This window comes from Nonomuraea sp. NPDC003560, from assembly GCF_042878785.1.
GTDB lineage: Bacteria > Actinomycetota > Actinomycetes > Streptosporangiales > Streptosporangiaceae > Nonomuraea.
Genome location: NZ_JBIAOF010000014.1, coordinates 284,441 through 303,646, shown reverse-complemented (window position 1 = coordinate 303,646; position 19,206 = coordinate 284,441). Strand labels below are relative to the sequence as shown.

General features: G+C 69.8%; 21 protein-coding genes and 2 pseudogenes. 14 read left to right on the top strand and 9 right to left on the bottom strand.

What is annotated here, in order from left to right; translation table 11 throughout:
- Positions 1-6 precede the first annotated feature (6 nt).
- Positions 7-1,524, bottom strand: coding sequence for a serine hydrolase domain-containing protein (locus ACFYUV_RS43035; RefSeq protein ID WP_387679852.1), 1,518 nt, complete (start codon positions 1,522-1,524; stop codon positions 7-9).
- Between the two features lie 224 nt (positions 1,525-1,748).
- Here ACFYUV_RS43035 and ACFYUV_RS43030 point away from each other — a divergent pair, with 224 nt between their 5' ends.
- Positions 1,749-2,951 (top strand): helix-turn-helix domain-containing protein, encoded by a 1,203-nt coding sequence (locus tag ACFYUV_RS43030; RefSeq protein WP_387679849.1) that lies wholly within the window; start codon positions 1,749-1,751, stop codon positions 2,949-2,951.
- A gap of 570 nt (positions 2,952-3,521) precedes the next feature.
- Here the strand turns inward: ACFYUV_RS43030 and ACFYUV_RS43025 are convergent.
- A complete protein-coding gene (locus tag ACFYUV_RS43025; RefSeq protein ID WP_387679889.1) occupies positions 3,522-3,782 on the bottom strand; it encodes a hypothetical protein in 261 nt (86 codons plus the stop codon).
- Here ACFYUV_RS43025 and ACFYUV_RS43020 point away from each other — a divergent pair.
- Positions 3,762-3,845 (top strand): annotated as a pseudogene (locus tag ACFYUV_RS43020) (hypothetical protein); the annotation flags it as partial. The gene ACFYUV_RS43025 and the pseudogene ACFYUV_RS43020 sit on opposite strands and share 21 nt — an antisense overlap.
- Positions 3,846-4,044: 199 nt before the next feature.
- Here the strand turns inward: ACFYUV_RS43020 and ACFYUV_RS43015 are convergent.
- Positions 4,045-4,761 (bottom strand): VOC family protein, encoded by a 717-nt coding sequence (locus ACFYUV_RS43015; RefSeq protein WP_387679846.1) that lies wholly within the window; start codon positions 4,759-4,761, stop codon positions 4,045-4,047.
- Between the two features lie 265 nt (positions 4,762-5,026).
- Here ACFYUV_RS43015 and ACFYUV_RS43010 point away from each other — a divergent pair, with 265 nt between their 5' ends.
- Genes ACFYUV_RS43010 through ACFYUV_RS43000 form a run of 3 tightly spaced genes read left to right on the top strand, consistent with a single transcriptional unit; the run spans position 5,027 to position 6,372 of the window.
- Positions 5,027-5,779 (top strand): hypothetical protein, encoded by a 753-nt coding sequence (locus tag ACFYUV_RS43010; RefSeq protein WP_387679843.1) that lies wholly within the window; start codon positions 5,027-5,029, stop codon positions 5,777-5,779.
- Positions 5,780-5,793: 14 nt separating this feature from the next.
- Complete coding sequence (locus ACFYUV_RS43005; protein ID WP_387679840.1) at positions 5,794-6,051, top strand: hypothetical protein; 258 nt, start codon at positions 5,794-5,796, stop codon at positions 6,049-6,051.
- Between the two features lie 30 nt (positions 6,052-6,081).
- Positions 6,082-6,372, top strand: coding sequence for a hypothetical protein (locus tag ACFYUV_RS43000; protein ID WP_387679837.1), 291 nt, complete (start codon positions 6,082-6,084; stop codon positions 6,370-6,372).
- A 62-nt stretch (positions 6,373-6,434) separates the two neighbouring features.
- Here the strand turns inward: ACFYUV_RS43000 and ACFYUV_RS42995 are convergent, their stop codons facing one another.
- The 3 genes from ACFYUV_RS42995 to ACFYUV_RS42985 form a co-directional block, all read right to left on the bottom strand.
- Positions 6,435-7,073: a hypothetical protein gene (locus tag ACFYUV_RS42995; RefSeq protein WP_387679834.1), complete on the bottom strand. Its 639-nt coding sequence runs from the start codon at positions 7,071-7,073 to the stop codon at positions 6,435-6,437.
- 394 nt (positions 7,074-7,467) lie between these two features.
- The gene (locus ACFYUV_RS42990) at positions 7,468-7,830 is read right to left on the bottom strand and encodes a hypothetical protein (protein ID WP_387679831.1); all 363 of its coding nucleotides are present in this window, start codon (positions 7,828-7,830) and stop codon (positions 7,468-7,470) included.
- 28 nt (positions 7,831-7,858) lie between these two features.
- Complete coding sequence (locus ACFYUV_RS42985) at positions 7,859-8,287, bottom strand: hypothetical protein (protein WP_387679829.1); 429 nt, start codon at positions 8,285-8,287, stop codon at positions 7,859-7,861.
- Positions 8,288-8,422: 135 nt separating this feature from the next.
- Here ACFYUV_RS42985 and ACFYUV_RS42980 point away from each other — a divergent pair, with 135 nt between their 5' ends.
- Entirely contained in the window at positions 8,423-8,953 is a 531-nt protein-coding gene (locus ACFYUV_RS42980; protein ID WP_387679826.1) for a hypothetical protein, read from the top strand.
- Positions 8,954-9,198: 245 nt separating this feature from the next.
- Here ACFYUV_RS42980 and ACFYUV_RS42975 read toward each other — a convergent pair whose 3' ends face one another.
- A complete protein-coding gene (locus tag ACFYUV_RS42975; protein WP_387679823.1) occupies positions 9,199-9,753 on the bottom strand; it encodes a DUF6461 domain-containing protein in 555 nt (184 codons plus the stop codon).
- 534 nt (positions 9,754-10,287) lie between these two features.
- Between ACFYUV_RS42975 and ACFYUV_RS42970 the strand changes: the two genes are divergently transcribed.
- A complete protein-coding gene (locus ACFYUV_RS42970) occupies positions 10,288-12,465 on the top strand; it encodes an SCO7613 C-terminal domain-containing membrane protein (RefSeq protein WP_387679820.1) in 2,178 nt (725 codons plus the stop codon).
- 195 nt (positions 12,466-12,660) lie between these two features.
- Positions 12,661-13,323: a DUF4097 family beta strand repeat-containing protein gene (locus ACFYUV_RS42965; RefSeq protein WP_387679886.1), complete on the top strand. Its 663-nt coding sequence runs from the start codon at positions 12,661-12,663 to the stop codon at positions 13,321-13,323.
- A gap of 200 nt (positions 13,324-13,523) precedes the next feature.
- On the opposite strand, the gene ACFYUV_RS42960 is transcribed toward ACFYUV_RS42965, so the two are convergent.
- Together ACFYUV_RS42960 and ACFYUV_RS42955 are read right to left on the bottom strand one after the other, a co-directional pair.
- Entirely contained in the window at positions 13,524-13,868 is a 345-nt protein-coding gene (locus ACFYUV_RS42960) for a nuclear transport factor 2 family protein (RefSeq protein ID WP_358289875.1), read from the bottom strand.
- The gene (locus tag ACFYUV_RS42955; protein WP_387679817.1) at positions 13,865-14,302 is read right to left on the bottom strand and encodes a MarR family winged helix-turn-helix transcriptional regulator; all 438 of its coding nucleotides are present in this window, start codon (positions 14,300-14,302) and stop codon (positions 13,865-13,867) included. The genes ACFYUV_RS42960 and ACFYUV_RS42955 overlap by 4 nt, the downstream gene beginning before the upstream one ends.
- 942 nt (positions 14,303-15,244) lie before the next feature.
- Here ACFYUV_RS42955 and ACFYUV_RS42950 point away from each other — a divergent pair.
- From ACFYUV_RS42950 to ACFYUV_RS42925, 6 genes and pseudogenes are all read left to right on the top strand, one after another.
- The gene (locus ACFYUV_RS42950; RefSeq protein ID WP_387679814.1) at positions 15,245-15,799 is read left to right on the top strand and encodes a hypothetical protein; all 555 of its coding nucleotides are present in this window, start codon (positions 15,245-15,247) and stop codon (positions 15,797-15,799) included.
- Positions 15,796-17,220: an SRPBCC family protein gene (locus tag ACFYUV_RS42945; protein WP_387679811.1), complete on the top strand. Its 1,425-nt coding sequence runs from the start codon at positions 15,796-15,798 to the stop codon at positions 17,218-17,220. Before ACFYUV_RS42950 ends, ACFYUV_RS42945 begins: the two co-directional genes overlap by 4 nt.
- Before the next feature lie 56 nt (positions 17,221-17,276).
- Positions 17,277-17,483, top strand: a pseudogene (gene gvpJ, locus ACFYUV_RS42940) (gas vesicle protein GvpJ); the annotation flags it as partial.
- Between the two features lie 214 nt (positions 17,484-17,697).
- Entirely contained in the window at positions 17,698-18,501 is an 804-nt protein-coding gene (locus ACFYUV_RS42935) for a GvpL/GvpF family gas vesicle protein (protein ID WP_387679808.1), read from the top strand.
- Positions 18,502-18,571: 70 nt separating this feature from the next.
- Complete coding sequence (locus tag ACFYUV_RS42930) at positions 18,572-18,796, top strand: gas vesicle protein GvpG (protein WP_387679805.1); 225 nt, start codon at positions 18,572-18,574, stop codon at positions 18,794-18,796.
- A gap of 43 nt (positions 18,797-18,839) precedes the next feature.
- Entirely contained in the window at positions 18,840-19,205 is a 366-nt protein-coding gene (locus ACFYUV_RS42925) for a gas vesicle protein (protein WP_387679802.1), read from the top strand.
- The last annotated feature ends 1 nt before the right edge of the window (position 19,206 follow it).

The window sequence follows — 19,206 nt, the reverse complement described above, 5'->3', positions numbered from 1 at the left end:
CTGTTGTCAGTTCGCGGGCCGGCCGTCGCCGAACACCTCGGCGATGAGCCGCTGTGTCGCCTGCTGGAAGGCCGCCGCCTTGGACAGGGCGGCGTCGTCCACGTAGGTCACGGAGGCCGTCATCGTCTTGCGGCCGTCGGGCGTGCTGTACATCAGCGCCGCGGAGCCGGCCATGCCGCCGTTGTGGTGGTAGACGGTGCCGCCGTTCTCGCCCAGGTCCTGCTCGAAGATCCCCAGGCCGTAGCCGATCTTCGGGTCCGGCTTGCGCATCTCGGTCAGCAGTTCGGCGGGCAGCAGCCGGCCGCTGTTCAGCGCGGAGAAGAACGTGTGCAGGTCCTGGGTGGTCGAGATCATGTCGCCGCCGGCGGAGATCCAGGAAGGATTCTGGCTGGTGACGTCCACCGTGTGCTCCTGGCCGCCGTCCTCGTACCGGTAGTAGCTGTGGGCGTGCGGGCCGGTGATCTCCGTCGAGGTGCCCGGCGCCTCGGTGCCCGTCAGTCCCAGCGGGCTCACGATCAGCCGCCGCAGTTCCTCGGCGAACGAGCGGCCCGTGACCCGCTCGATCAGTAGCCTGGCCAGCACGTAGTTGGTGTTGGAGTAGCTCCAGTCCGTGCCCGGCTCGAAGCGCGCCGGCTTGGACAGCGCCAGCCGGACAAGTTCCTTGGGCTGGTGGGTGTGGAACCGGCCGTCCACCCACTCCTTGCCCGACCACGGGATTCCCGGCGCGAACGTCCCGTCCTCGTAGTACTCGCCGGTGTGGTTGAAGATCCCGCTGGTGTGCTGCAGCAGCATCCGTACGGTGATCCGGCCGTCCAGCGCGAACTCGGGCAGGTAGCCGTCCACCGGGCTGTCCAGTCCGATCCTGCCCTCGGCCACGAGCTGCAGCACCACGGTCGCGACGAACGTCTTGGTGGAGCTGCCGACCCGGAACCGTCCGTCCGCCGGCGGCTTCTCCGGCGAGCCCAGCTCGCGCACCCCGGCGGTGCCGACCCACTCGCCGCGCTCGTCGTTCACCCGCAGTTGCATGCCGGTGGCCACCCCGGAATCGACGTACGCCTGCATGGCCTCCTGCAGTTCCGGGCGATCCTGCCCGGCCACGGTGCTCGCCGTGCTCACCTCGGGCGCGGCCGGAGCGGTGTCGAGGGCCGCGCTGATCTTGCGGGCCATCTCGGTCATGGTGGGGCTGGGCCTCCCGTGGGTGGCCGCTTCGACGGCGACCAGGACGGTGCGGCGGAAGTTGTCGGCCTCGGCCGGTGCCGACTTCGCGAGCAGGCTCATGGAGGCGTTCAGGGCAGGCAGCACCTGGTCGGCGAGTTCGGCCACGGTCCTGCCGTACTTCACGCCCTTGGGCGCCTTGGCCAGCACGTGCCCGACCAGGCCGGTCGCGGACGTCAGGGCGACGGAGCCCTCGGCGGCGGCCTTGTGGGCCGAGCCGGCGGCACCGGCGGCGGACATCAGCGAGACGGCGCCCCAGGCGGCGGTGCGCAGGGTGAGCTGGTCCTGGTCGGTGAGGGCGATGGGCATGGCGGTGCTCCTTCGGGTTGCTTCTGGCTTGTCGTTGACGAGGTCCGTTGGCGACGACAGGAACGCTACGGCCGTTGCCACAGTCTTGGCAAGTAGTTGCCAAAATTGATTGCCAAAGCCGCACGGCGCCAACGTTGGCCCTAGGCAAGAACTTGTCTTGAGCGAGGCAAGTGAGCTACCCTCCGGACGTCGGACGACGTCAACCGCTACCCGGGAGTTCGGACATGCTCGAACAACCACTCTTCGGCCGCCGACTGAGGCAACTGAGGACCGAACGCGGCCTGACGCTCGCAGCCCTCGCGGGCGAGGGCATGTCCACCGGATACCTGTCCCGGCTGGAATCAGGGGCGCGTCAGCCCACCGAACGGGCCATCACGCACCTGGCCACCCAGCTCGGCATCAGCCCCACCGCCCTCACCCAGTCCACCGCCACCTCCCTGGCCGAGAGCCTGACCCTGGCCACCGGCCTGAGTCAGGACGAAGGCGGCCAGACCCTCAGCGACGCCCTGAAAACCTCCCGCGGGGAGGACCCCCTGCTGCGCTGGCAGGCCCTCTGGCAAGTCGCCGAATGGCGTCAGTGGCGTCAGGAGTACGCCGAGCAGCGCGTCTGCCTCGACGAGCTGGTCACGCTGAGCGCGCAGATCGGGCTGCCCGAGCTGCAGTCCAGGGTGCTGGCCGCACTGTCGCGCTGCATGCGCAGCACCGGGGAGATCGCCGGCGCCGTCGATGCCGCAACACACGCCTACGAGCTGGCCGAACGCGAAGCGCTGCCCGTCCGCGTGCGGGCCTCCACGCTGCTGGCCCTGGTGTCGGCGCTGGCCGAGGCCGGGCGGCTTCCCGACGCCGCCCGGCATGCCGACGAACTGCTCACGCTGGCGGACCAGATCTCGGGAGCGCTGCGCGCGCAAGCCGTGTGGACCGTGGCCAACATCCGGGTCCGCCAGGGCGACCTCGACACCGGCGCGGAGCTGATGAACCAGGCCATCGACGGCTTCGACGGCCGTGACGACCTGAAGCTCTGGATGCGCCTGCGCCTCGGCGCGGCCCGGCTCGACCTCAGGGCCGATCCGCCCAGGACGGAGTCCGCCCGGCGGCGTGTCACCGAAGTCCAGGCCGCGATGCCGTTCGCGGGCGCCCCCGCCATCGAGCAGCAACTGCTGGCCGTGCGCGCCCGGATCGCCGTCCTCGCCGGCGACCTCGACGAGGCCCGCACGGTCCTCGACCGGCTGACCCACTTCGACGACCTGCTCACCTACCAGGAACGGATGCGGCTCGACGTCCTGCGCAACCGCGTCCTGCTCATGGAGGGCGAGCAGGACGCGGCGCTCGCCGGGCTGCGCAAGCTCGCCGAGCAGGCCCAGCAGAGCGGCAACATGGACCTGGCCGCGGACATCTGGCGACTCGTCGCCGAATCCCTGACCAAGTAGGACGCTGTTCCCGCCCGGGTGGCGGCGAAGGCGCCGGCGGCCAGCGCGTCCGACGGGCGGGAGACCGCGAGGTCGTGCGGTCGCTCCGGGCTGACCGTCCGCGCGAGCATGCCCGCGGCCTGCTCCACCGATTCCTCGCTCGACCGCTCGTACACGGTGGTGGGGTGACCGTCGAAGCCGAGCCGCTCCCGCGCGACCGGGAATCCGATCAGCGCGGCACGGTCGATCTCCGGCACGGTCGATCTCCGGCGCGAGCGGCATCGAGGCGAGGATCCCGGTCACGGCGAACCACCGGTCGCCCACGCACCCCTGCACTCCGGTACGGCTGACGCCGAGCCACTGGGCGGCGACCGAGCCGAGGACGACGGCGGGCCGGCGGGCGATCGCCTCGTCGAGCCGGCGTCCGGTGCCCATGCGTCCGTCGAGTGTGCTCAGCAGGTCCAGGGAGGTGGCCAGGACGGTCAGCCCGCCGGTGTCCTCCTTGGGGATGCGGTCGGTCCTGCGGACGCTCGCGTGGGACGTGGCTCTGCGCAGGCCGATACCACCCATGACACCCAGCGGCTCGGCGAATCACTGCTGGTCGTCAACACCCGGCGCGAGCGTCTCATCGACGGCCTGCTCGCGCCGGCCGAGAGCGACAGGCCCGTGTTGGGACGCCATCAGCCCGTGGAACTGTCCGAGGTCGCCTCCCTCGTCGTCGTCCACGCCGGCGAGGAGGTCGGCGCCAAGAGCATCGTCCTGCACCAGACGCTGGCGTCCGCGCCGACCGAGGGCGACCCCGTCCCGCTCGAACGGCTGGCGCAGAATCTCGTGGAGAACGCCATCAGGCACAACTTCCAGGACGGCGAGGGCTGGGTGACGACCAGGCTGAGCGACGGCGAAGCGGAGCTTTCCGTGGCCAACAGCGGCCCGATCGTGCCCGCCTACGACCTGGAAACGATCTTAGCCTGGCCCGCACGGGGACGGTTGGGCTCCGCACCACCTGCGGCATCCGGCGCCGCCTTGGCACAGCACGGTCCGTACGACCGCAAGCCGGCAACTGGCACGGAATGTGCGATGTATCGAAAACACGGACCGGACGGGCAGAGCCGCGCTACCGGGGGCTGCGTACGGAGAATTCGTTGCCGTCCGGGTCGAACATCAGGATCTGGCCGCCATGGCCTTCGCCGGTACGCGTCGCCCCGAGCGAGAGCAGGCGATCGACCTCCGCCTCCCAGTCGGCGTCGGCGGGCGTCACGAGCTCGAAGCACAATCTGTTCGTGCCCGTCTTCGGCGCCACCGGAGGACCACCCCACGTGATCTTCGTGCCGCCGCTCGGCGACTGGATCGCGGTCTCCTGGTCCTGGTCCCAGACCAGTGGCCACCGCAGCGCCTCGCTCCAGAAGTAGCCGACCTCCTGGGTGCCGTCGCAGGCCAATGCACCGATGACGCCGGTGTCGGCGAGGAACTTGTTGCCCGCCTCGATGACGCAGAACTCGTTGTCCTCCGGGTCGGCGAGCACCACATGTCCCTCTTCCGGGAGTTGGCCCACGTCGATGTGCTTCCCGCCGAGTCTCAGTGCTCTGGCCACCGTCTGCTGCTGATCGTCCGGGGAGGTGCTCGTCAGGTCGAAGTGCGCCCGGTTCTGGCCGATCTTCGGTTCCAGGCTCGGCAGGAAGCGGACGCGGAAGCCGGCAGGGTCGGGCGGCAGGATCGCGACATCGTCGTCAGGGCCGTCGGCCATCTCCCAGCCCAGTACCCCCGACCAGAACCGCGCCAGGTCCGAGGGACGGATCGCATTGAAGCAGATCGCGAACAATTGACTCGTCATACCTCACGCATCCCCGATTCACCAAGATTGATACAAGTCGGGCTTCGTCGGCACAGCCTAAAGGGCGTCCACGCGACGCCGCACCTGAGTTTCATGGCAGGCGGTCCGGACGGGGGACGCGACCGGTACACCACTTGCTCCCCGCCCATGGACGAGTCCTTGGCGCGGACCGGCAACCCCAGCGGGTCTTGGATCCACACCTACAATGCTCACGACATCGCCGACCTGCGTCCGTTCCCGGGCCTGACCACGAGGGAGGACAACGATGAGGAAGCAGACCCTTCCCGCGCTCGCCCTCGCCGCCACGGCGGCCCTGTCCTGCGATGGACCCAGCGGCGGCGCGCTCGCGACACAAGCGGGCCCGAAGCAGGTGCAGGCCCCCGGCTCTGAGGCGAAGGGCTCTTTGGACCTGTCGCTGTTACGCGTGGTCGAGGCCGACTTCGACCCGTACAGAACGCCGGAAGAACTCGCCGCGGACCGTCCCGTCGTGGCAGCCGGAACAATCGACGGCTGGCAGCAGGGCCCCGTTCTGAAGACTTATCCCGGCGGTCCTCTGGACCATCGCGTCGTCCTGCGGATGCGTGTCACGGAAGCGCTCAAGGGCGTCAGGGGGCGGAAAACGATCCCTGATGGGCTCGTTTACATAGAGCTCAGCCAGGGTGGTGTGGTCAGCGATCCGAAGGTCCCGGTCGAGCAGTGGAAGCCGCGCAGATCCGTCGCAGATTTTGAAGAAGCGCTTCCGGTCGGTACCAGGATGCTCGCGTTCCCGCGCGAGCATCCTGGTCAGGAACTGGAGGTGCACGACCCGGGGGAACCTCTTCCGCCGGGTGCCGAGCTGATGCTCGTGCCTCCGCAGGGGCTGATATTCGAAGATCCGCAGTTGGTCGGCCGGCGACCCGGAGGCACGGCTTTGGTAGGGGGCAAGGAACGGCTGAGCGTCGGAGGCGAGGCCTGGTCCAGCGCCAGGGACATGGGTGAGTTGGTCGCCCGCCTGAAGCAGCACGGGATCACCGAATGACTCAAGGTCTCGTGTTGGACGGAATCGTCGCTCGTTACGGCGACATGCTGAGCCACCTCGACACCATCGCCTACACGGTGACGCTTCCCGATTCCGGTGTCCTGTCCATCAAAGACGCCGTACGCCGGCTCCGGGCGGATCTCGCCACCCTCCAAGGCCCCGACGAACTGCCGCGCAGCACCGGCTCCATCAGCCTCTACCAGGTCGGCAACGGCATCGTCACGCTGGACTGGGTCAACCCGGGCGGCGACCGTACGGAGCTGACCGAGTGACTCGCCGGCCAGGGGTTCCGGCACTGGTACGTGTCCTTCGACATCGAAGGCAACACCAGCATGTACGCCCGCTACGGCCAGGTCGAAGGCTACCTCCATCACCCGGATCCAGCCCCTCCGCCTTTCACGAGATGGGCAGACCACCTGGGTCCCTTGAGCCCGTACATCGACCTTCTCGCGAGCGGCTATGACAGCGAGGACGCGGAGGCGAGGGTGGACATCATTGCGGCCTGCCTCGCCGTGGTGGAGCTGGAAAGCGGCGTCCGCCTGGACGAAGCACTGATGGACAGCCCCCACTCGGCACTGCCGATCCCTCTGTGACGCAGCTCGCCGACACCCAGCGGAGGCTGTCGCCGAACCGGCCGATCACCGCGGCGGTGAAGTCATGACCCTTGGCTGATGTAGTCCACTGGGCGCTCAGGGCACTCCAGGCAGACGAACATGTAGAGCGATCCAGCGTCCTGGATCATGAGATCGGTGGGGTTCTGCACTTCTTCAGGGGCGTGAGGGGTAAGCAGCGCACGCTCTTCGACGGGCGCCCAACGCCTGCCGCTCTTGATGTCGAGTTCCCAGCTCGCAATGGTCAGCAGGTGTGCCATCTCATGGCCTCTGCCGCATTCGAACTGCACCGGATCCTGGATCCAGTCCACCCAGCCTCCGACCTTGCTCCCTGGAGCAGCTGAGAGGTGCGAGAAGTAGCTCCAGTCGTCAGAGTTCGAGGCATCCTTCTGCCATGCACTGATCCGAGCCATGAGCTCATCGGGAAGCTCCCAGCCATCCGGGTACTCCTCCACCCGCTCCGGCGACAGGACGCAAGCCATGGGGAGATACGAGTCGTCGCTGTCAGGATCCGGCTCGGGGGCCTTGGTGAGCAGACTTCCGACCTCTTCCGCCTTACGCCAGCGCACGATCGGATGAGGCTGAGAGTACGGCTCGTGATCGAGCGGGCACCACAACATCTGGAGGGTGTCGGTGTCAGCGGGGAAGGGCAGCTCGGGAACGTCATGGGCGAACAGCTGCATGACCGGGACGAGCGGAAGTGGATCCCACCCCTCCGAGGGGTGATGAGACAGCGGCTCAGGACAGATCGGCCAAGGCTCATCAGCCGGCCACAACAACGGCCCGCCCAGAGAGCTGTCCGTGACGGCCGGCTCTCCCCGGCGTGGATGCAGACGAACCGTGGTCCGGTGCTGACCTGCCAGTTCAGGGAAGACAGCCGCCAAATCGAACGGCGCCGAAGGCGTCGTCAACCCCATGCTCACCACTCCGATCACAACAGAGGACGTCGTAACGGCACACCGTAGAGCAGCGGACCGACAGAACGAATCTGTGTTCGTCGCTGTGATTGACGCGCCATGAGCGTGCCGCCACCGGGCAGAAATCCACGTCGCGCAGCTCCACTCGGAGCCGGGGCGTTCACTCGTCCTTGTCATCGGTAAGAGGGCCGAGCAGGCCGCATGCTGTGTCGATCTCTCCAGACGAGATCAGATCGCGAATCGCGGCCGCCATCCCCTCGTACCCCACGTCCCGAACGATGATCAAGTCCGAGCACCAGAAGTACCTGCCGCCAGGAGACTCGCCGGTGCGCGCATCCTGGTCCATCTTGCGCTGGACGGCATCCAGGGTCATGAGGGTCGCATATCGTCGTGCGCCGTCGGGAAAAGTGATCGTCGCGTCTGCCTCGTCGGCGGTGTCCGGCTCGTATCCCACCCAGGCCGGGATCGTCATCTCGAACTCGGGATCCGTGATGCGATAGAAGGTCCCGTCGAAAGTGATCATCTGTTGTCCTCTCTGTCGCCGGCGGCGATCACTCCGGTGTCGGCTGATCGCGAGGTTCATGCGGGATCAGCAGCCACCGGGCGAAACAGTTCTCGTCGTCCAGTTGGGTGTGCCAGCGCACCTTGAATGCGAACGTCGTGCACGTCGTCGTCACCAGAAGGTCTGGATCGCCGTCGCGCGACGGTCGTCCGTGCGACGACGGCGGTCCGGAGGCCTGCACGATGGCGATGGCGCCGTCGTCTGCCTCGAAGACCTCCAACCAGCTGTCGTCGCGGACGACTCCGTCGGTGCCGGCGAGGACCGCTCGGCCGGCTCCGACCGGGATGCCGGCGGTTTCCGGGCCGAGATCCACAAGGCGGTCGTACTGGTTGCCGCTGAACCCGCGCCAGGCGTCGCGCAGTGAAGCGTCGACAGCGAGGAACGGATCGCCGTTCGTCCACAGCCGTCCCAGATGCACCCACGTTCCCGCATCGGCCCATTGTGGATGCAGGTTCAGCGAAAGCTGCCCGAGAGCTCCCCGCCGCCGTGAAGGGTGCCTGCTGACATACGTACGGGAAATGATCTAGGCTGGGCGCCCTTTTACTGTGATCACATGGCGGCTGTATTGCTTCCGTTATCGGCGATTCCTCCGCGCTGGGGAGTGCCCCTTTTGACCTTGGCGGCTCTGGCGGCCCCCGCTTTGCGTGCCTTGCAGTGGCGCCTTTCTGACGGGCCGACCTACTCGGCGCACGGCTATGCCTGCCCCTTGAGTGCCGAGCCGTGGAAACCCGGGAAGTTCGATTGGCTGATCGAGATCAACTGGGGGACCATCTCCGCGGAGTTGTCCGGCTGGCCCACCGGGGTGATGGCGCTGGGGCTGTGTGCGACTCTCGCCCTTCGTGGCGGTTGGGGGGCATGCGCCGCATGGGTGACGGTGGCGCTGTTCGTGGTCTTCGCCGGGGTGTTCAGCCTTCCCTACGCTGTTCGGGTCATCGTGGACGATTGCCGGGAAACGCTTGAGTTCGGCGGTTGGGACATCGTCAGGTTCGGGCCGATACTGCACTATTCGGCGGGTGCGGTGCTGGTCACGTTCTTGGCGCTGGTCCGGCGTGCGGAGGCGGGTGGCGGCGTCCCGGGTTCCTGATGGGCAGATCGACGTCCGCTACGTCGAGGAGGCGCAGTCGGGCTCCCATGCGTAATCCGCGGGCGTGATTTTGCGCACCGGTTTCTCCCTCCTGAGTGATCACGGGGAGTGTGGCACGTGGATCTGACGTTTCTGCGGGGATCACCGGCGAGCGGTGCGCCGCACGTCGTGGTGCGGTTGACCGTCGTGAAGACCCGAGGAGGGGGACGGGCGCCGGGTGGCCGTCGCCGAAGTCCTCGGCGCGGTCAACCTGCCATGAGGTGATCGGTCGAACCCGTGAGGGCCGGTCGGGCGTAGTGGGCGCTGGACAGGTGTACGCCGGTGGCGCGGGAGGCGAGGGCCAGAGCGCCGGGGATGGGGTCTTCGTGGTATCCGTCCCCGTCGTCGTACAGGCCCAGTTCGCGGACATCCGCGAGCAGCCGGTCGGGATCGTCGCCCTCCCGGTAGCGGTAGCCGTACAGGCCGAACGTGGTGATCAGGCGGTCGTTCACCCTGTAGGTGAAGTCCGAGTCCTCGACATCGGCGAACACCATGGCCACGGCCGTGCCCAATGACAACGGCTCGGCCAGGTTGCTGACGTACTTGGTGGCCCATCCCGTGTCGGCGAGGACGGTTCCGCCCCGAGCGGCGTAGGCGGCGACGTTGAAGTCGCCGCGAGTGCCAGGCGTGACCTTGATCCGTCGGAGGGCGTCGGCGGGGGACAGGTCACGGACGAACGTGATGCACAAGACGGTGGTGCCGACACCGTCGGTCCACCGGTCGCTCAACCAGGCGTAGTCTGCCGAGGTCGCCCCGCCCATGCGCGCTCCTGGATCGTTTCGGGTGGCCGTCAGCCTAGACCGGACCGCGGATCCGCCGCTCGATCACTCGAACCGGAATCCGCTACGACAACCGATGACAGTGATTCGCAAGGACGTCACGGTGCAATATGGGTCATCTCGTCGGGCTCAAACGGAGTGTCGGTGCAGGGAAATATGAAGTGTCCGGACTGCGGGGTGATGTTGTCCGGGGCCGGGCTTCAGGGGCCGGTTTCCAGATGCCCGGGATGTGCGCTGCCTCTCCAGGGCCCCGTCGCGCATGAGCTCTGGCAGGTGGACCAGGCTCTCGCCAGCTTGGGGAACCAGCTCGCCGGGCTGCAGGCCCGCCGTGCGGAACTGCTCGGCGCCCTACGTGCCGAAGCGGCGAGCGCCGGTGCGGCGGGTCGGCCAGGGGCGAGCGCGGGTGCGGCGGGGCAGGGGTTCGCGGAGGCGGCGCCTCCTGACGCGAGCGCGTCGCCGCCGCATCGAGGTGCGGTGTCTCCCCACGCGGGCGCGTTTCCGTCGTATCCAGGGCCGGTGCCTCCCTATGCAGGCGCGTTGCCGCCGTATTCGGGGGTGGCGGCCGGGTCCGGGGGTGCGGGCCCTGGCGCGGCGAGGCCGGAGGTTTCCGCGGGTACTGCGAAGAATGTCCTGCTCATCCTCGGTGGTCTGCTGCTGACGGTGGCCGCGGCGGTGTTCACCGTGGTGAGCTGGGGCCGGCTGGGCATAGGCGGGCGCGCGGCCGTGCTGGCCGTGTTCACCGCGCTGGTGATGCTGGCGCCGGTCGTGCTGATCCGGCGCAGGCTCACCGCGACGGCTGAGACCATGGCCGGGTTCGCGGTCGCGTTGCTGCTGCTCGACGGCTACGCGGCCAGGCGGGTGGGACTCCTCGGGGCGGACTCCCTCGACGGGTTGCAGTACACGGCGGGCGTTTTTGGGCTCACCGCGCTGATCCTGGTGGCCTATGCCCGGATCACCCGGCTTCGCGGGCCTGCTCCCGTCGCCGTGGTGCTGGCGCAGCCGGTCCTGGCGCTGCTGGTCGGAGAGTGGCCGGTGACCTGGCTGGTGGCCGCGCTGGTGGCGACGGCGGCGCTGGACGTCGCCCTGGTCCGCCGCGGCCGGGGGGCGGTGCGGGTGACGGGCGCCTCGACCGGCAGCGCGGTCGCGGTCCTCGCCCTGCTGAGCGGCGTGCCGTACGCGCTGGGATCGCCTTCCGTCGGTCAGGCGCTGGTCAGGTCGGTGCCGCTGGTCGCCTTGGTGCTGCTCGGCGGGTGGGTGACCTGGCTGCTGGCCAGGCGGGGCGACGCCGAGAGGGAGATCTGGGGCTCCGCGGTCGCCGTCGGGACCGCGCTCACGCTGATCGCCGTGCCGGCGGCGCTGGCGCAACCGATGCTGGACGGTCCGGGCACGGACTGGCGTCCCCTGGCCTACCTCGTCCCGGCGCTCGGGGTGGTGCTCGCCGCCTGCCGGTTGCCCTGGCGGCGGGTACGGGCGGCGGTCATGGGCACCGGCGGGCTGGTGGCGCTGCTGACCACGCTGACAGTGCTGCCCCGGCTGGTGGTCACCCTGGCGGCGCCGTTCGCCTGGCTGGACGTCCTCTGGACGGGCGCCTGGAACGGGCGGGAGTGGCCGCCGTTCGAGATGGCGTCGCCGGTGGACGTGGTGGTCCTGGCCATACCGGCGGCCGCCCTCCTGGCGGCGGCCGGGCGCGGCAACAGTGGGTGGTTGGTCAAGGTGGCGGCGGCCGGGGCGTTGGTGGCCGGGATGCTCGCGATCGCGGTCGCCCCCCAAGCCTTCGGGATGCCCTACCCCGTCGCGACGGCGGTGCAGGCGGCGTCGGCCGTCGCACTCGCGGTGGCCGCCACCCGCGGCCGGACGCCCTGGTGGGCGGTGGCCTGCGCGCTCCTCGCCGCTCCCGTCTCGGTACGGGCGGCGGCGTACGCGTTCGGCAGCGAGCCCGCGACGCTGATCGTGCTGCCTATCCTGGCGGCGGCGGCTGCCGCGATGGCGCTGTCGGCCAGGCTGAAGGAGCTCCGGCTCTGGGGAGTCGGCTTCGCCGCCCTGTTCCTCGGCCTGGAGGCGGTGGCGGCGGGGCTCTCGCTGGGCGTGCGCGTCCTGGTCGCGGGGAGTTTGGGGTTCGCCGTGGCGGGGGTGCTGGTGCTGCTCATGTCGCTGTGGACGGGGCCGGCCGGCCGGAGCGGCGGCAACGGTCTCAGGTACGCCGGCGCCGTCCTGCTGCTGCTGGCGTCGTGGCTGCGGCTGGGGGCGGACGAGGTCACCGTCGTCGAGGCGTACACCGTGCCGTGCTCGCTGGTGCTGCTGGGATCCGGCTGGTGGCGGCGGCGGCGCGGCGCGGCGGTCACGTCGTGGGCCGCCTACGGGGCGGGTCTCTCCTTCACGATGCTGCCCAGCCTGGTGGCGGTGTACTCGGACGCCGAATGGCGGCGGTCGCTGGCGCTCGGCGTGCTGGCGCTGGCGGTGCTGCTCGCCGGGGTCCGGTCCAAGCTCCAGGCGCCCACGTCGATCGGCGCGGTCGTGGTCGCCGGGGTCGTGGTGCGGGAACTGGCTCCGTACGTGTCGGAGCTGTTCCTCGCGGTGCCGCGCTGGGTGCCGATCGCCGTGGGCGGCCTGCTGCTCGTGGTGGTCGGGGCGACGTACGAGGCCCGCATGCGCGACCTGCGCCGGCTGCGCGACACCCTCGCGACGATGGGCTGAGGCCGCAGGGCGGCGGGGCCGCCCGCGTCCTGCCGGGTGTCAGCGGCCATGTCAGGGCGGTGACGGCGCGGTATCAGAGCGGTCCGCGATGGTTGACCCATGAACGGTTCAGCGATGCGGCCCCAGGGCCGCGAAGCGGGCCAAGTGCCCGTCCCTCCAGGGGCGGGCGTCGGAGACCACCACTCGCAGGAGAGCATCATGCAGTTCACCACCCCCGCCCCCGTCCGCGTCGTCCTCGACATCCCCGCGGGACGCGTGCAGTTCGTGGCGGACGACCGGAGCGACACCACGGTCGAGGTCCGGCCCGCCAACGCCTCGAAGAGCCGCGACGTGCAGGCGGCGGAGCAGACCACGGTCGACTACGCCGACGGCGTCCTGCGGATCGCGACCGCGGCGAAGAGCCAGATCCTCGGCCCGTCCGGGTCGATCGAGGTGACGGTCCAGCTGCCGGCCGGTTCCCGCGTCGAGGCCAAGGCGGCCAGCGCCGAGCTGCGGACCACCGGACGCCTCGGCGACGTCGCCTTCGAAGGCGCGTACAGCCGGATCGAGATCGAGGAGGCCGCGAGCCTCCGCCTCACGGCGGTCGACGGCGACGTCGAGGTCGGCCGGCTGGGCGGGCCCGCGGAGATCAGCACCGCACGCGGGGACATCCGGATCGCCGAGGCCGCGGGCGGCAAGGTCGTGCTCCGCACCCAGTCCGGCGACATCTCGATCACCGCCGCCAACGGCGTCTCGGCGGCCCTGGACGCCGGCACCAGCCACGGCCGCGTCACCAACGCACTCAAGAACGACGGCACCGTCGAGCTCGACATCCACGCCACCACCTCCAACGGCGACATCACCGCCCGCAGCCTGTGACCCGCGGCTTCCGACGAGAGGGCGGGCCGACCCGCCGGAACCGCCCTCCGGAAGAAGCCGCAGGTCAGAGCGCTCATGTGGCGGGACTGTGAAACTGTCGGCCAAGCCCGCGCAAGCTCGGGACCTTGCGCCGGCCGCCGGTTTCAACAGCAGGTCAGAGGCCCTTCGGGGCCTCTTCTGCGTTGCGGGGAAGGCCGGGCTCAGGAGTCGCGTCGCAGTGAGGACAGGCCCCACAGTTCGGCGATCCGTCCGTCGCGCACCCGCAACATCTCCAGCATGGTCGGTGGCTCCCGGTCGGGAATGCCGTGCACGCTCGTGCGGACGGCCACCGTGTCCCCCTCGACGATCAGGTCCTCGACGACCACCTGGACCTCGGGGAACGCCTCGTGGAACCGCCGCCAGGCCTGGGAGACGCTGTCGGGGCCGGTCGTGCCCAGGGGGTGGCTGTGGAAGTCCGCCGCGAAGATCTCCGTCGTGGCGGCGTGGTCGCGGGCGTTGAAGGCGGCGTACATGCGGTGGGCCGCGGCTCGTGCGTCCTCGGTCATCGGCTCTCCTGTTCGGTCATGTTCGCGCGGACGCGGCGCAGGGCGTCCAGGACGAGATCCCGCTGGTGCGGCGGGACGCCGTCGAGGAGCCGCTCCTGGTACGCCTGGTGCGAGCGGTCGAGATCGGCCGCGCATCGTTGGCCGGCGGGGGTGAGCGCGGACAGGGTGTAGCGGTTGTCCGCCGGGTCCAGGCGGCGGCTGACCAGCCCTTCGGCCTCGAACTCCTTGACCAGCCGGGTGACGCTCGCGCCGTCGATGCCGAGCGTCCGGCGCAGCTCGCTGTGGCTGGTCTCGCCGTCGCGCCGCAGGCGGATGAGCAGTTGGACCCGGTGGGGGCTCATGCCCACGTGCCGGGCGAACGCCTGCCGCAGCTCGGCGCAGGCGCCTCCCAGCTCACGGAAGAACGTGTCCTCAGCGGTCTCTTCGTGCACCATCTTTTTATATCGCCAACTCTTGACAAGCTCAAGAGTCAGCGGAAGATCGTGTGGCACACGCGCGCCCGCAACCCCTCGAACCTGGCGCACGGCGAGTGGTGGTGCCTCCGCCTCTTCGCGTGCTGCGGCTTCCTCGCCGTGTGCTTCGCCGTGTGCTTCGCCGTGTGCTTCGTGGGGTGTTTCGCTGTGTGTTTCGCCGCGGTCTTCGGCCGCGTGACCGGGTGGGGCGGTTGGGCGGCCGGTGGCCCGGGAGGCGCGGACGGAGCCGCCTGCGGGACGGCCGCCCTCACGACGCCCGCCGGCCCGCGCCCCTGGGCTTCCTCCTGCAGCCCGCGGCTGACCGTGAATCCGACGAACACGCCCGTCCCGAGCGAGAGGGCGACCGCGATGACGACGAAGACGTGGCCGAAACGCCGCCGAGGGGCGAGCGGCGATCCCCGGAAGAGCGCGGACGGCGGAAGGACGCCCTTGCCGCGTGCCGCGGACCGGGATGGGGCCGGACGGATGAACACGGAAGATGGCAGGTCGTTCATGGTCGCCTCCGAGATCACGCTCAGACGGTTGCCGTCTGGCCCGTATGACGCTCGGCGCAAGCACTCCGGTTCTGGAGTTGGCGGATCTTTGGGCAGGTCGGGCCCAGGTCGTGACGCTTCCGCTCGCCTGGGCCCGGGGGCAGGCGAGGCTAAACACGCCCTGATGGGTCGGCTTGGATTCGCGCCCAGACGCCAACTCCCTGTCCCGTTTTTCGCCAATTGGGTGCTTTGTCGGTTTTCCGGGTAGGTCAAGCCGCGGCGAGCAGGCGTCGGCGTGTTCGGGGTCTGTCCGCGCGCACTGGACCGCGCACTGGACCGCGCACTGGACCGCGCACTGGACCGCGCACTGGACAGTGCACTGGACTCCAGTGCGGGTCGAGATGGTGAGCGAGCGGAAGGAGAGCTGACCATGTCGAGCAGATTGCAGATGGCCTTTGCCGTACTCGCCGGGTATTACCTCGGCAGGCGCCACAAGTTGCGCACGGCCGCGGCACTGGCGGCGGCCGGGCTGGCGGGACGCGCCAGCTGCGGCAAGGGTGGGGCTGGTGGCCTGCTGGCGCAGGGCGTCAAGACCCTCGGCTCCAATCCCGAGATTCAGCGGATGACCGGCCGCCTTCGCGGCGAACTCATGGACGTCGGCAAGGCGGCGGTGATCTCCGCGGCCACCAAGCAGATCGACTCCCTGACCCACAAGCTCCAGGAGCGTGGGGAGAAGTCCAAGACCGCGCAGGAAGAGGCAGCCGAGCCGCAGCCCACGAAGCGGCAGGCACCCAGGGACGAGGAAGCCGACTACGGCGAGGAGGACTACGACGAAAACGATCGCTACCAGGAGGACGACGACGAAGAGGAACCCGAGGCGCCGGAGCAGGCCAGACGCAGGCCCGAGGGTCAAGAGGGTCATGAGGGTCACAGAGGGCAGCGGCGGACACGTCCTGTCCGGCGGGTCGGCCAGTCACGGAGGTGAGTGCGGTGGCTGATGCAGCGAAGAGGACGGCAACCGGAAGCGGCGGGGAAGCCCTGGGCAAGGCCGCCGGAACGGCCCGTCGAGCCGGTCAGGCCGCGACGGGCACGGTCGAGGACGTCACCGGCAAGGCAGGGGACGTGACCGGTAAGGCCGGGGACGTCACCGGTAAGGCAGGGGACGTCGCCGGCAAGGCAGGGGACGTCGCGGGGAAGGCCGGGGAGGCCGGCCAGGGCATCGCCGACAACCTGCCGATGGACCGGCTCGTGCAGTCCGCGCAGGGACTCCTGCAGGCGGCGGGCACGCGAGTGTTGTCCTCCGCCGGGGACAAGCTCGACGGACTGACCGGCCGGCTCACCGATTACGTCGAACACGGCGGAAAGGGCCTGATGAGCGCGGTCACGGGCTCGGACAAGCCCGGCTTCATGAGCGGAGCGCTGAAAGGCGGCCTCACGGGAGGTCTGAAGGGAGGCCTCAAGGGGGGCCTCAAGGGCGGCCTCAAAGGCATCTGGCAGAAGATCACCGGCCGTGGCGGCGGGAAGGCCGGCCACGCGAAGATCACCAACATCGTCGAGTCGATCGACATCGGTGCGCCCCGGCGCCTGGTGTACGACCAGTGGACCCAGTTCCAGGACTTCCCGACCTTCATGAAGAAGGTCGAGACCATCAACCAGGAGTCCGACGAGGAGGTGTCCTGGAAGGCCCAGGTCTTCTGGTCGCACCGGACCTGGAAGGCGCACATCATCGAGCAGATCCCCGACCAGCGGATCATCTGGCGGTCCGAGGGAGCGAAGGGGTATGTCGACGGAGCGGTGACCTTCCATGAGGTCTCGCCTGACCTGACCCGGGTCCTGGTCGTGCTGGAGTACCACCCGCAGGGCCTGTTCGAGCGCACCGGCAACCTGTGGCGCGCGCAGGGCCGGCGCGTACGCCTGGAGCTCAAGCACTTCAGACGGCACGTGATGGCGCACCTGCTGCTGAAGCCCGACGAGCTGGAGGGCTGGCGCGGCGAGATCCGCGACAGTCAGGTCGTCAAGGATCACGAGACCGCCGTCCAGGAGGAGCGGGAGCAGCAGGAAGCCGAGGAGCAGCAGCCCGAGGAGGGCGAGCGGGCGGAAGCGGAACAGCCCGAGGAGGGCGAGCGGGCGGAAGCCGAAGAGCCCGAGGAGGAGTACGAAGAGGAGCCCGAGGAGGAGGAAGAGGAAGAAGAGGAGGAGCCCGAGGAAGAAGAAGGGGAGTTCGAGGAGGAAGAGGGAGAGTTCGAAGAGCCCGAGGAGGAAGAAGAAGGAGAGGAGGAGGAAGAGGAGCCCGAGGAGCGTCCCGCGGCTCCGGCCGTGGCGCGTCGCGCCGGAGCGCCCACCCGCCGGTCCGCCGAGCAGGACCGGGACCGCCCGGTACGCCGGCGCCGGATCCGAGCCGAGTAGCCACTCGTCAGGGCCTGTCGCCGAGGGCCCGGCCACCCAGAACCAGGGGGAACGACATGACCGTTCAGCCTGCCGGTCGCGGTACACCGGCCAGCAGCGGCACCGCGGGGACAAGTCTGGCGGACGTCATCGACACCATCCTCGACAAGGGCCTCGTCATCGACGCCTTCGTCCGGGTCTCGCTCGTCGGCATCGAGGTGCTGACGATCGACACCCGGATCGTCGTGGCCAGCGTGGACACGTACCTGCGCTTCGCGGAGGCGGCCAACCGCCTCGACCTGTCGGCCACCGAGAAGGGCCTGCCGGAGGTCGTCGAGGGCGTGACGGCGGCCAGGGCCGTCGGCCAGGCGAACCAGCCTGACGCCGGGGAGCTGGAGGCCGCCTCCGACGAGCCCGACGAGCTGCAGGAGCTCACGGGTGAGGTCGTGGACCGCGAGGAAGAGCCGCGCCGGGCACGTCGTAGAGAGGATGACTGAGATGTCGCCACACAGAGAGGCCGCGGAGGCCGCCGGGTCCGAGGACAGGGCGCAGGCGAGCATGAACGGCTACGCGTCCTACGTGTACGGGATCGTGCCGATGGACGTCGAGGTGGAGCCCGGGACCAAGGGAGTGGGGGATCCCGGCGGGGATGTGCGGCTGGTGCCGTTCGGCCAGGTCGCCGCTCTGGTGAGCGACGTCGAGCCGGACCGCCCGCTCGGCCGCCCGCGCGACCTTCAGGCGCACCAGCGGCTGCTCGACCAGACCGCGGCGGAGGTGCCGGTGCTGCCGTTCCGGTTCGGGGCGGTGCTGACGAACTCCGAGGCCGTGGTGGAGGAGCTGCTGAAGCCGTACCACGACCAGTTCGCCGACGCCCTTCAGGAGGTGGAGGGCCGGACGCAGTACGTCGTCAACGGCCGGTACGACGAGCGCGCGATCCTGACCGAGATCCTGCGCGAGAACGGCGAGGCCGCGAGCCTTCGGCAGCAGATCGCCGGCCGCTCGGAGGACGCGACGCGCAACGAGCGCATGCGGCTCGGCGAGATCATCGAGGGCACGATCGCGGACAAGCGCGAGGCCGACACCGCGACGGTGGTGGACGAGCTCTCCGACGTCTGCGAACAGCTGGCCGTGCGCGAGCCCTCCCACGAACGGGACGCCGCGCACGTGGCCGCGCTGGTGGCGAACGACCGGCGGGCCGAGTTCGAACAGGCCGTGGACGAGCTGGCCCGCCGCTGGTCGGGACGCGTCGAGCTGCGGCTGCTGGGGCCGATGGCGCCGTACGACTTCGTCGGCACGAGCTGACCGTACGGCTTCGTCAGCACGAGCTGACCGCGTCGGCACGGACGCGGGCACCCGGGAGGAGTGAACATCCTTGGGACTGGGGACGTTGCTTTTTGGCTGGCCACTCATGCCGCTCTACGGGGTCGTCAAGCTCGGCGAGCTCATGCGCGACCAGGTCGAGCGCGAGCTGCACGACCCGGCCGTGGTCCGGCGCCGTCTGGAGGCGGTGGAGCAGGCCAGGGCCGACGGCCGGATCTCCGCGGAGGAGGAGGACCGGGCGGTGGAGGAGATCTTGCGGGGGATGGTCGGCTGGTGAGGCGCTAGCGGGGGCCGCACCAGGGGAGTACGGGGGTGATGTGGTGCCTGCCAGGCAGGAGACCGAGCACAAGCGCGTGCCGGGGACGACAGGGCATGCGGAAACCGGCGGCGAGGGGCCGCCTCGCACGCGTCCGGCGGACATGCCGGCCGCCGAGGTGGCCGGGGTCGGGTTGCGGATGATGACCGAGCTGACCGGCAAGGAGGCCGAGAGCGTCACGCTGGTCGAGCCGGCCGAGGACGGGTGGCTGGTCGGCGTGGAGATGGTGGAGGACCGCCGGATCCCGTCCTCCGGTGACACCCTGGCCCTGTACGAGCTCGAACTCGACATGGCGGGCGGCCTCCTGTCCTACCGACGGGTGCGCCGGTACAAGCGCGGCAGCGGCGACCTCGCCGAGGGCTCGCGGTGAG

Excerpts from the sequence above, each read along its gene's own strand:
- ACFYUV_RS43035 (WP_387679852.1), bottom strand. The coding sequence starts at position 1,524 with ATGCCCATCGCCCTCACCGACCAGGACCAGCTCACCCTGCGCACCGCC.
- ACFYUV_RS43030 (WP_387679849.1), top strand. The coding sequence starts at position 1,749 with ATGCTCGAACAACCACTCTTCGGCCGCCGACTGAGGCAACTGAGGACC.
- ACFYUV_RS43015 (WP_387679846.1), bottom strand. The coding sequence starts at position 4,761 with ATGACGAGTCAATTGTTCGCGATCTGCTTCAATGCGATCCGTCCCTCG.
- ACFYUV_RS43010 (WP_387679843.1), top strand. The coding sequence starts at position 5,027 with ATGAGGAAGCAGACCCTTCCCGCGCTCGCCCTCGCCGCCACGGCGGCC.
- ACFYUV_RS42995 (WP_387679834.1), bottom strand. The coding sequence starts at position 7,073 with ATGCAGCTGTTCGCCCATGACGTTCCCGAGCTGCCCTTCCCCGCTGAC.
- ACFYUV_RS42990 (WP_387679831.1), bottom strand. The coding sequence starts at position 7,830 with ATGATCACTTTCGACGGGACCTTCTATCGCATCACGGATCCCGAGTTC.
- ACFYUV_RS42980 (WP_387679826.1), top strand. The coding sequence starts at position 8,423 with ATGGCGGCTGTATTGCTTCCGTTATCGGCGATTCCTCCGCGCTGGGGA.
- ACFYUV_RS42975 (WP_387679823.1), bottom strand. The coding sequence starts at position 9,753 with ATGGGCGGGGCGACCTCGGCAGACTACGCCTGGTTGAGCGACCGGTGG.
- ACFYUV_RS42960 (WP_358289875.1), bottom strand. The coding sequence starts at position 13,868 with ATGACCGAGGACGCACGAGCCGCGGCCCACCGCATGTACGCCGCCTTC.
- ACFYUV_RS42955 (WP_387679817.1), bottom strand. The coding sequence starts at position 14,302 with ATGGTGCACGAAGAGACCGCTGAGGACACGTTCTTCCGTGAGCTGGGA.
- ACFYUV_RS42950 (WP_387679814.1), top strand. The coding sequence starts at position 15,245 with ATGTCGAGCAGATTGCAGATGGCCTTTGCCGTACTCGCCGGGTATTAC.
- ACFYUV_RS42935 (WP_387679808.1), top strand. The coding sequence starts at position 17,698 with ATGTCGCCACACAGAGAGGCCGCGGAGGCCGCCGGGTCCGAGGACAGG.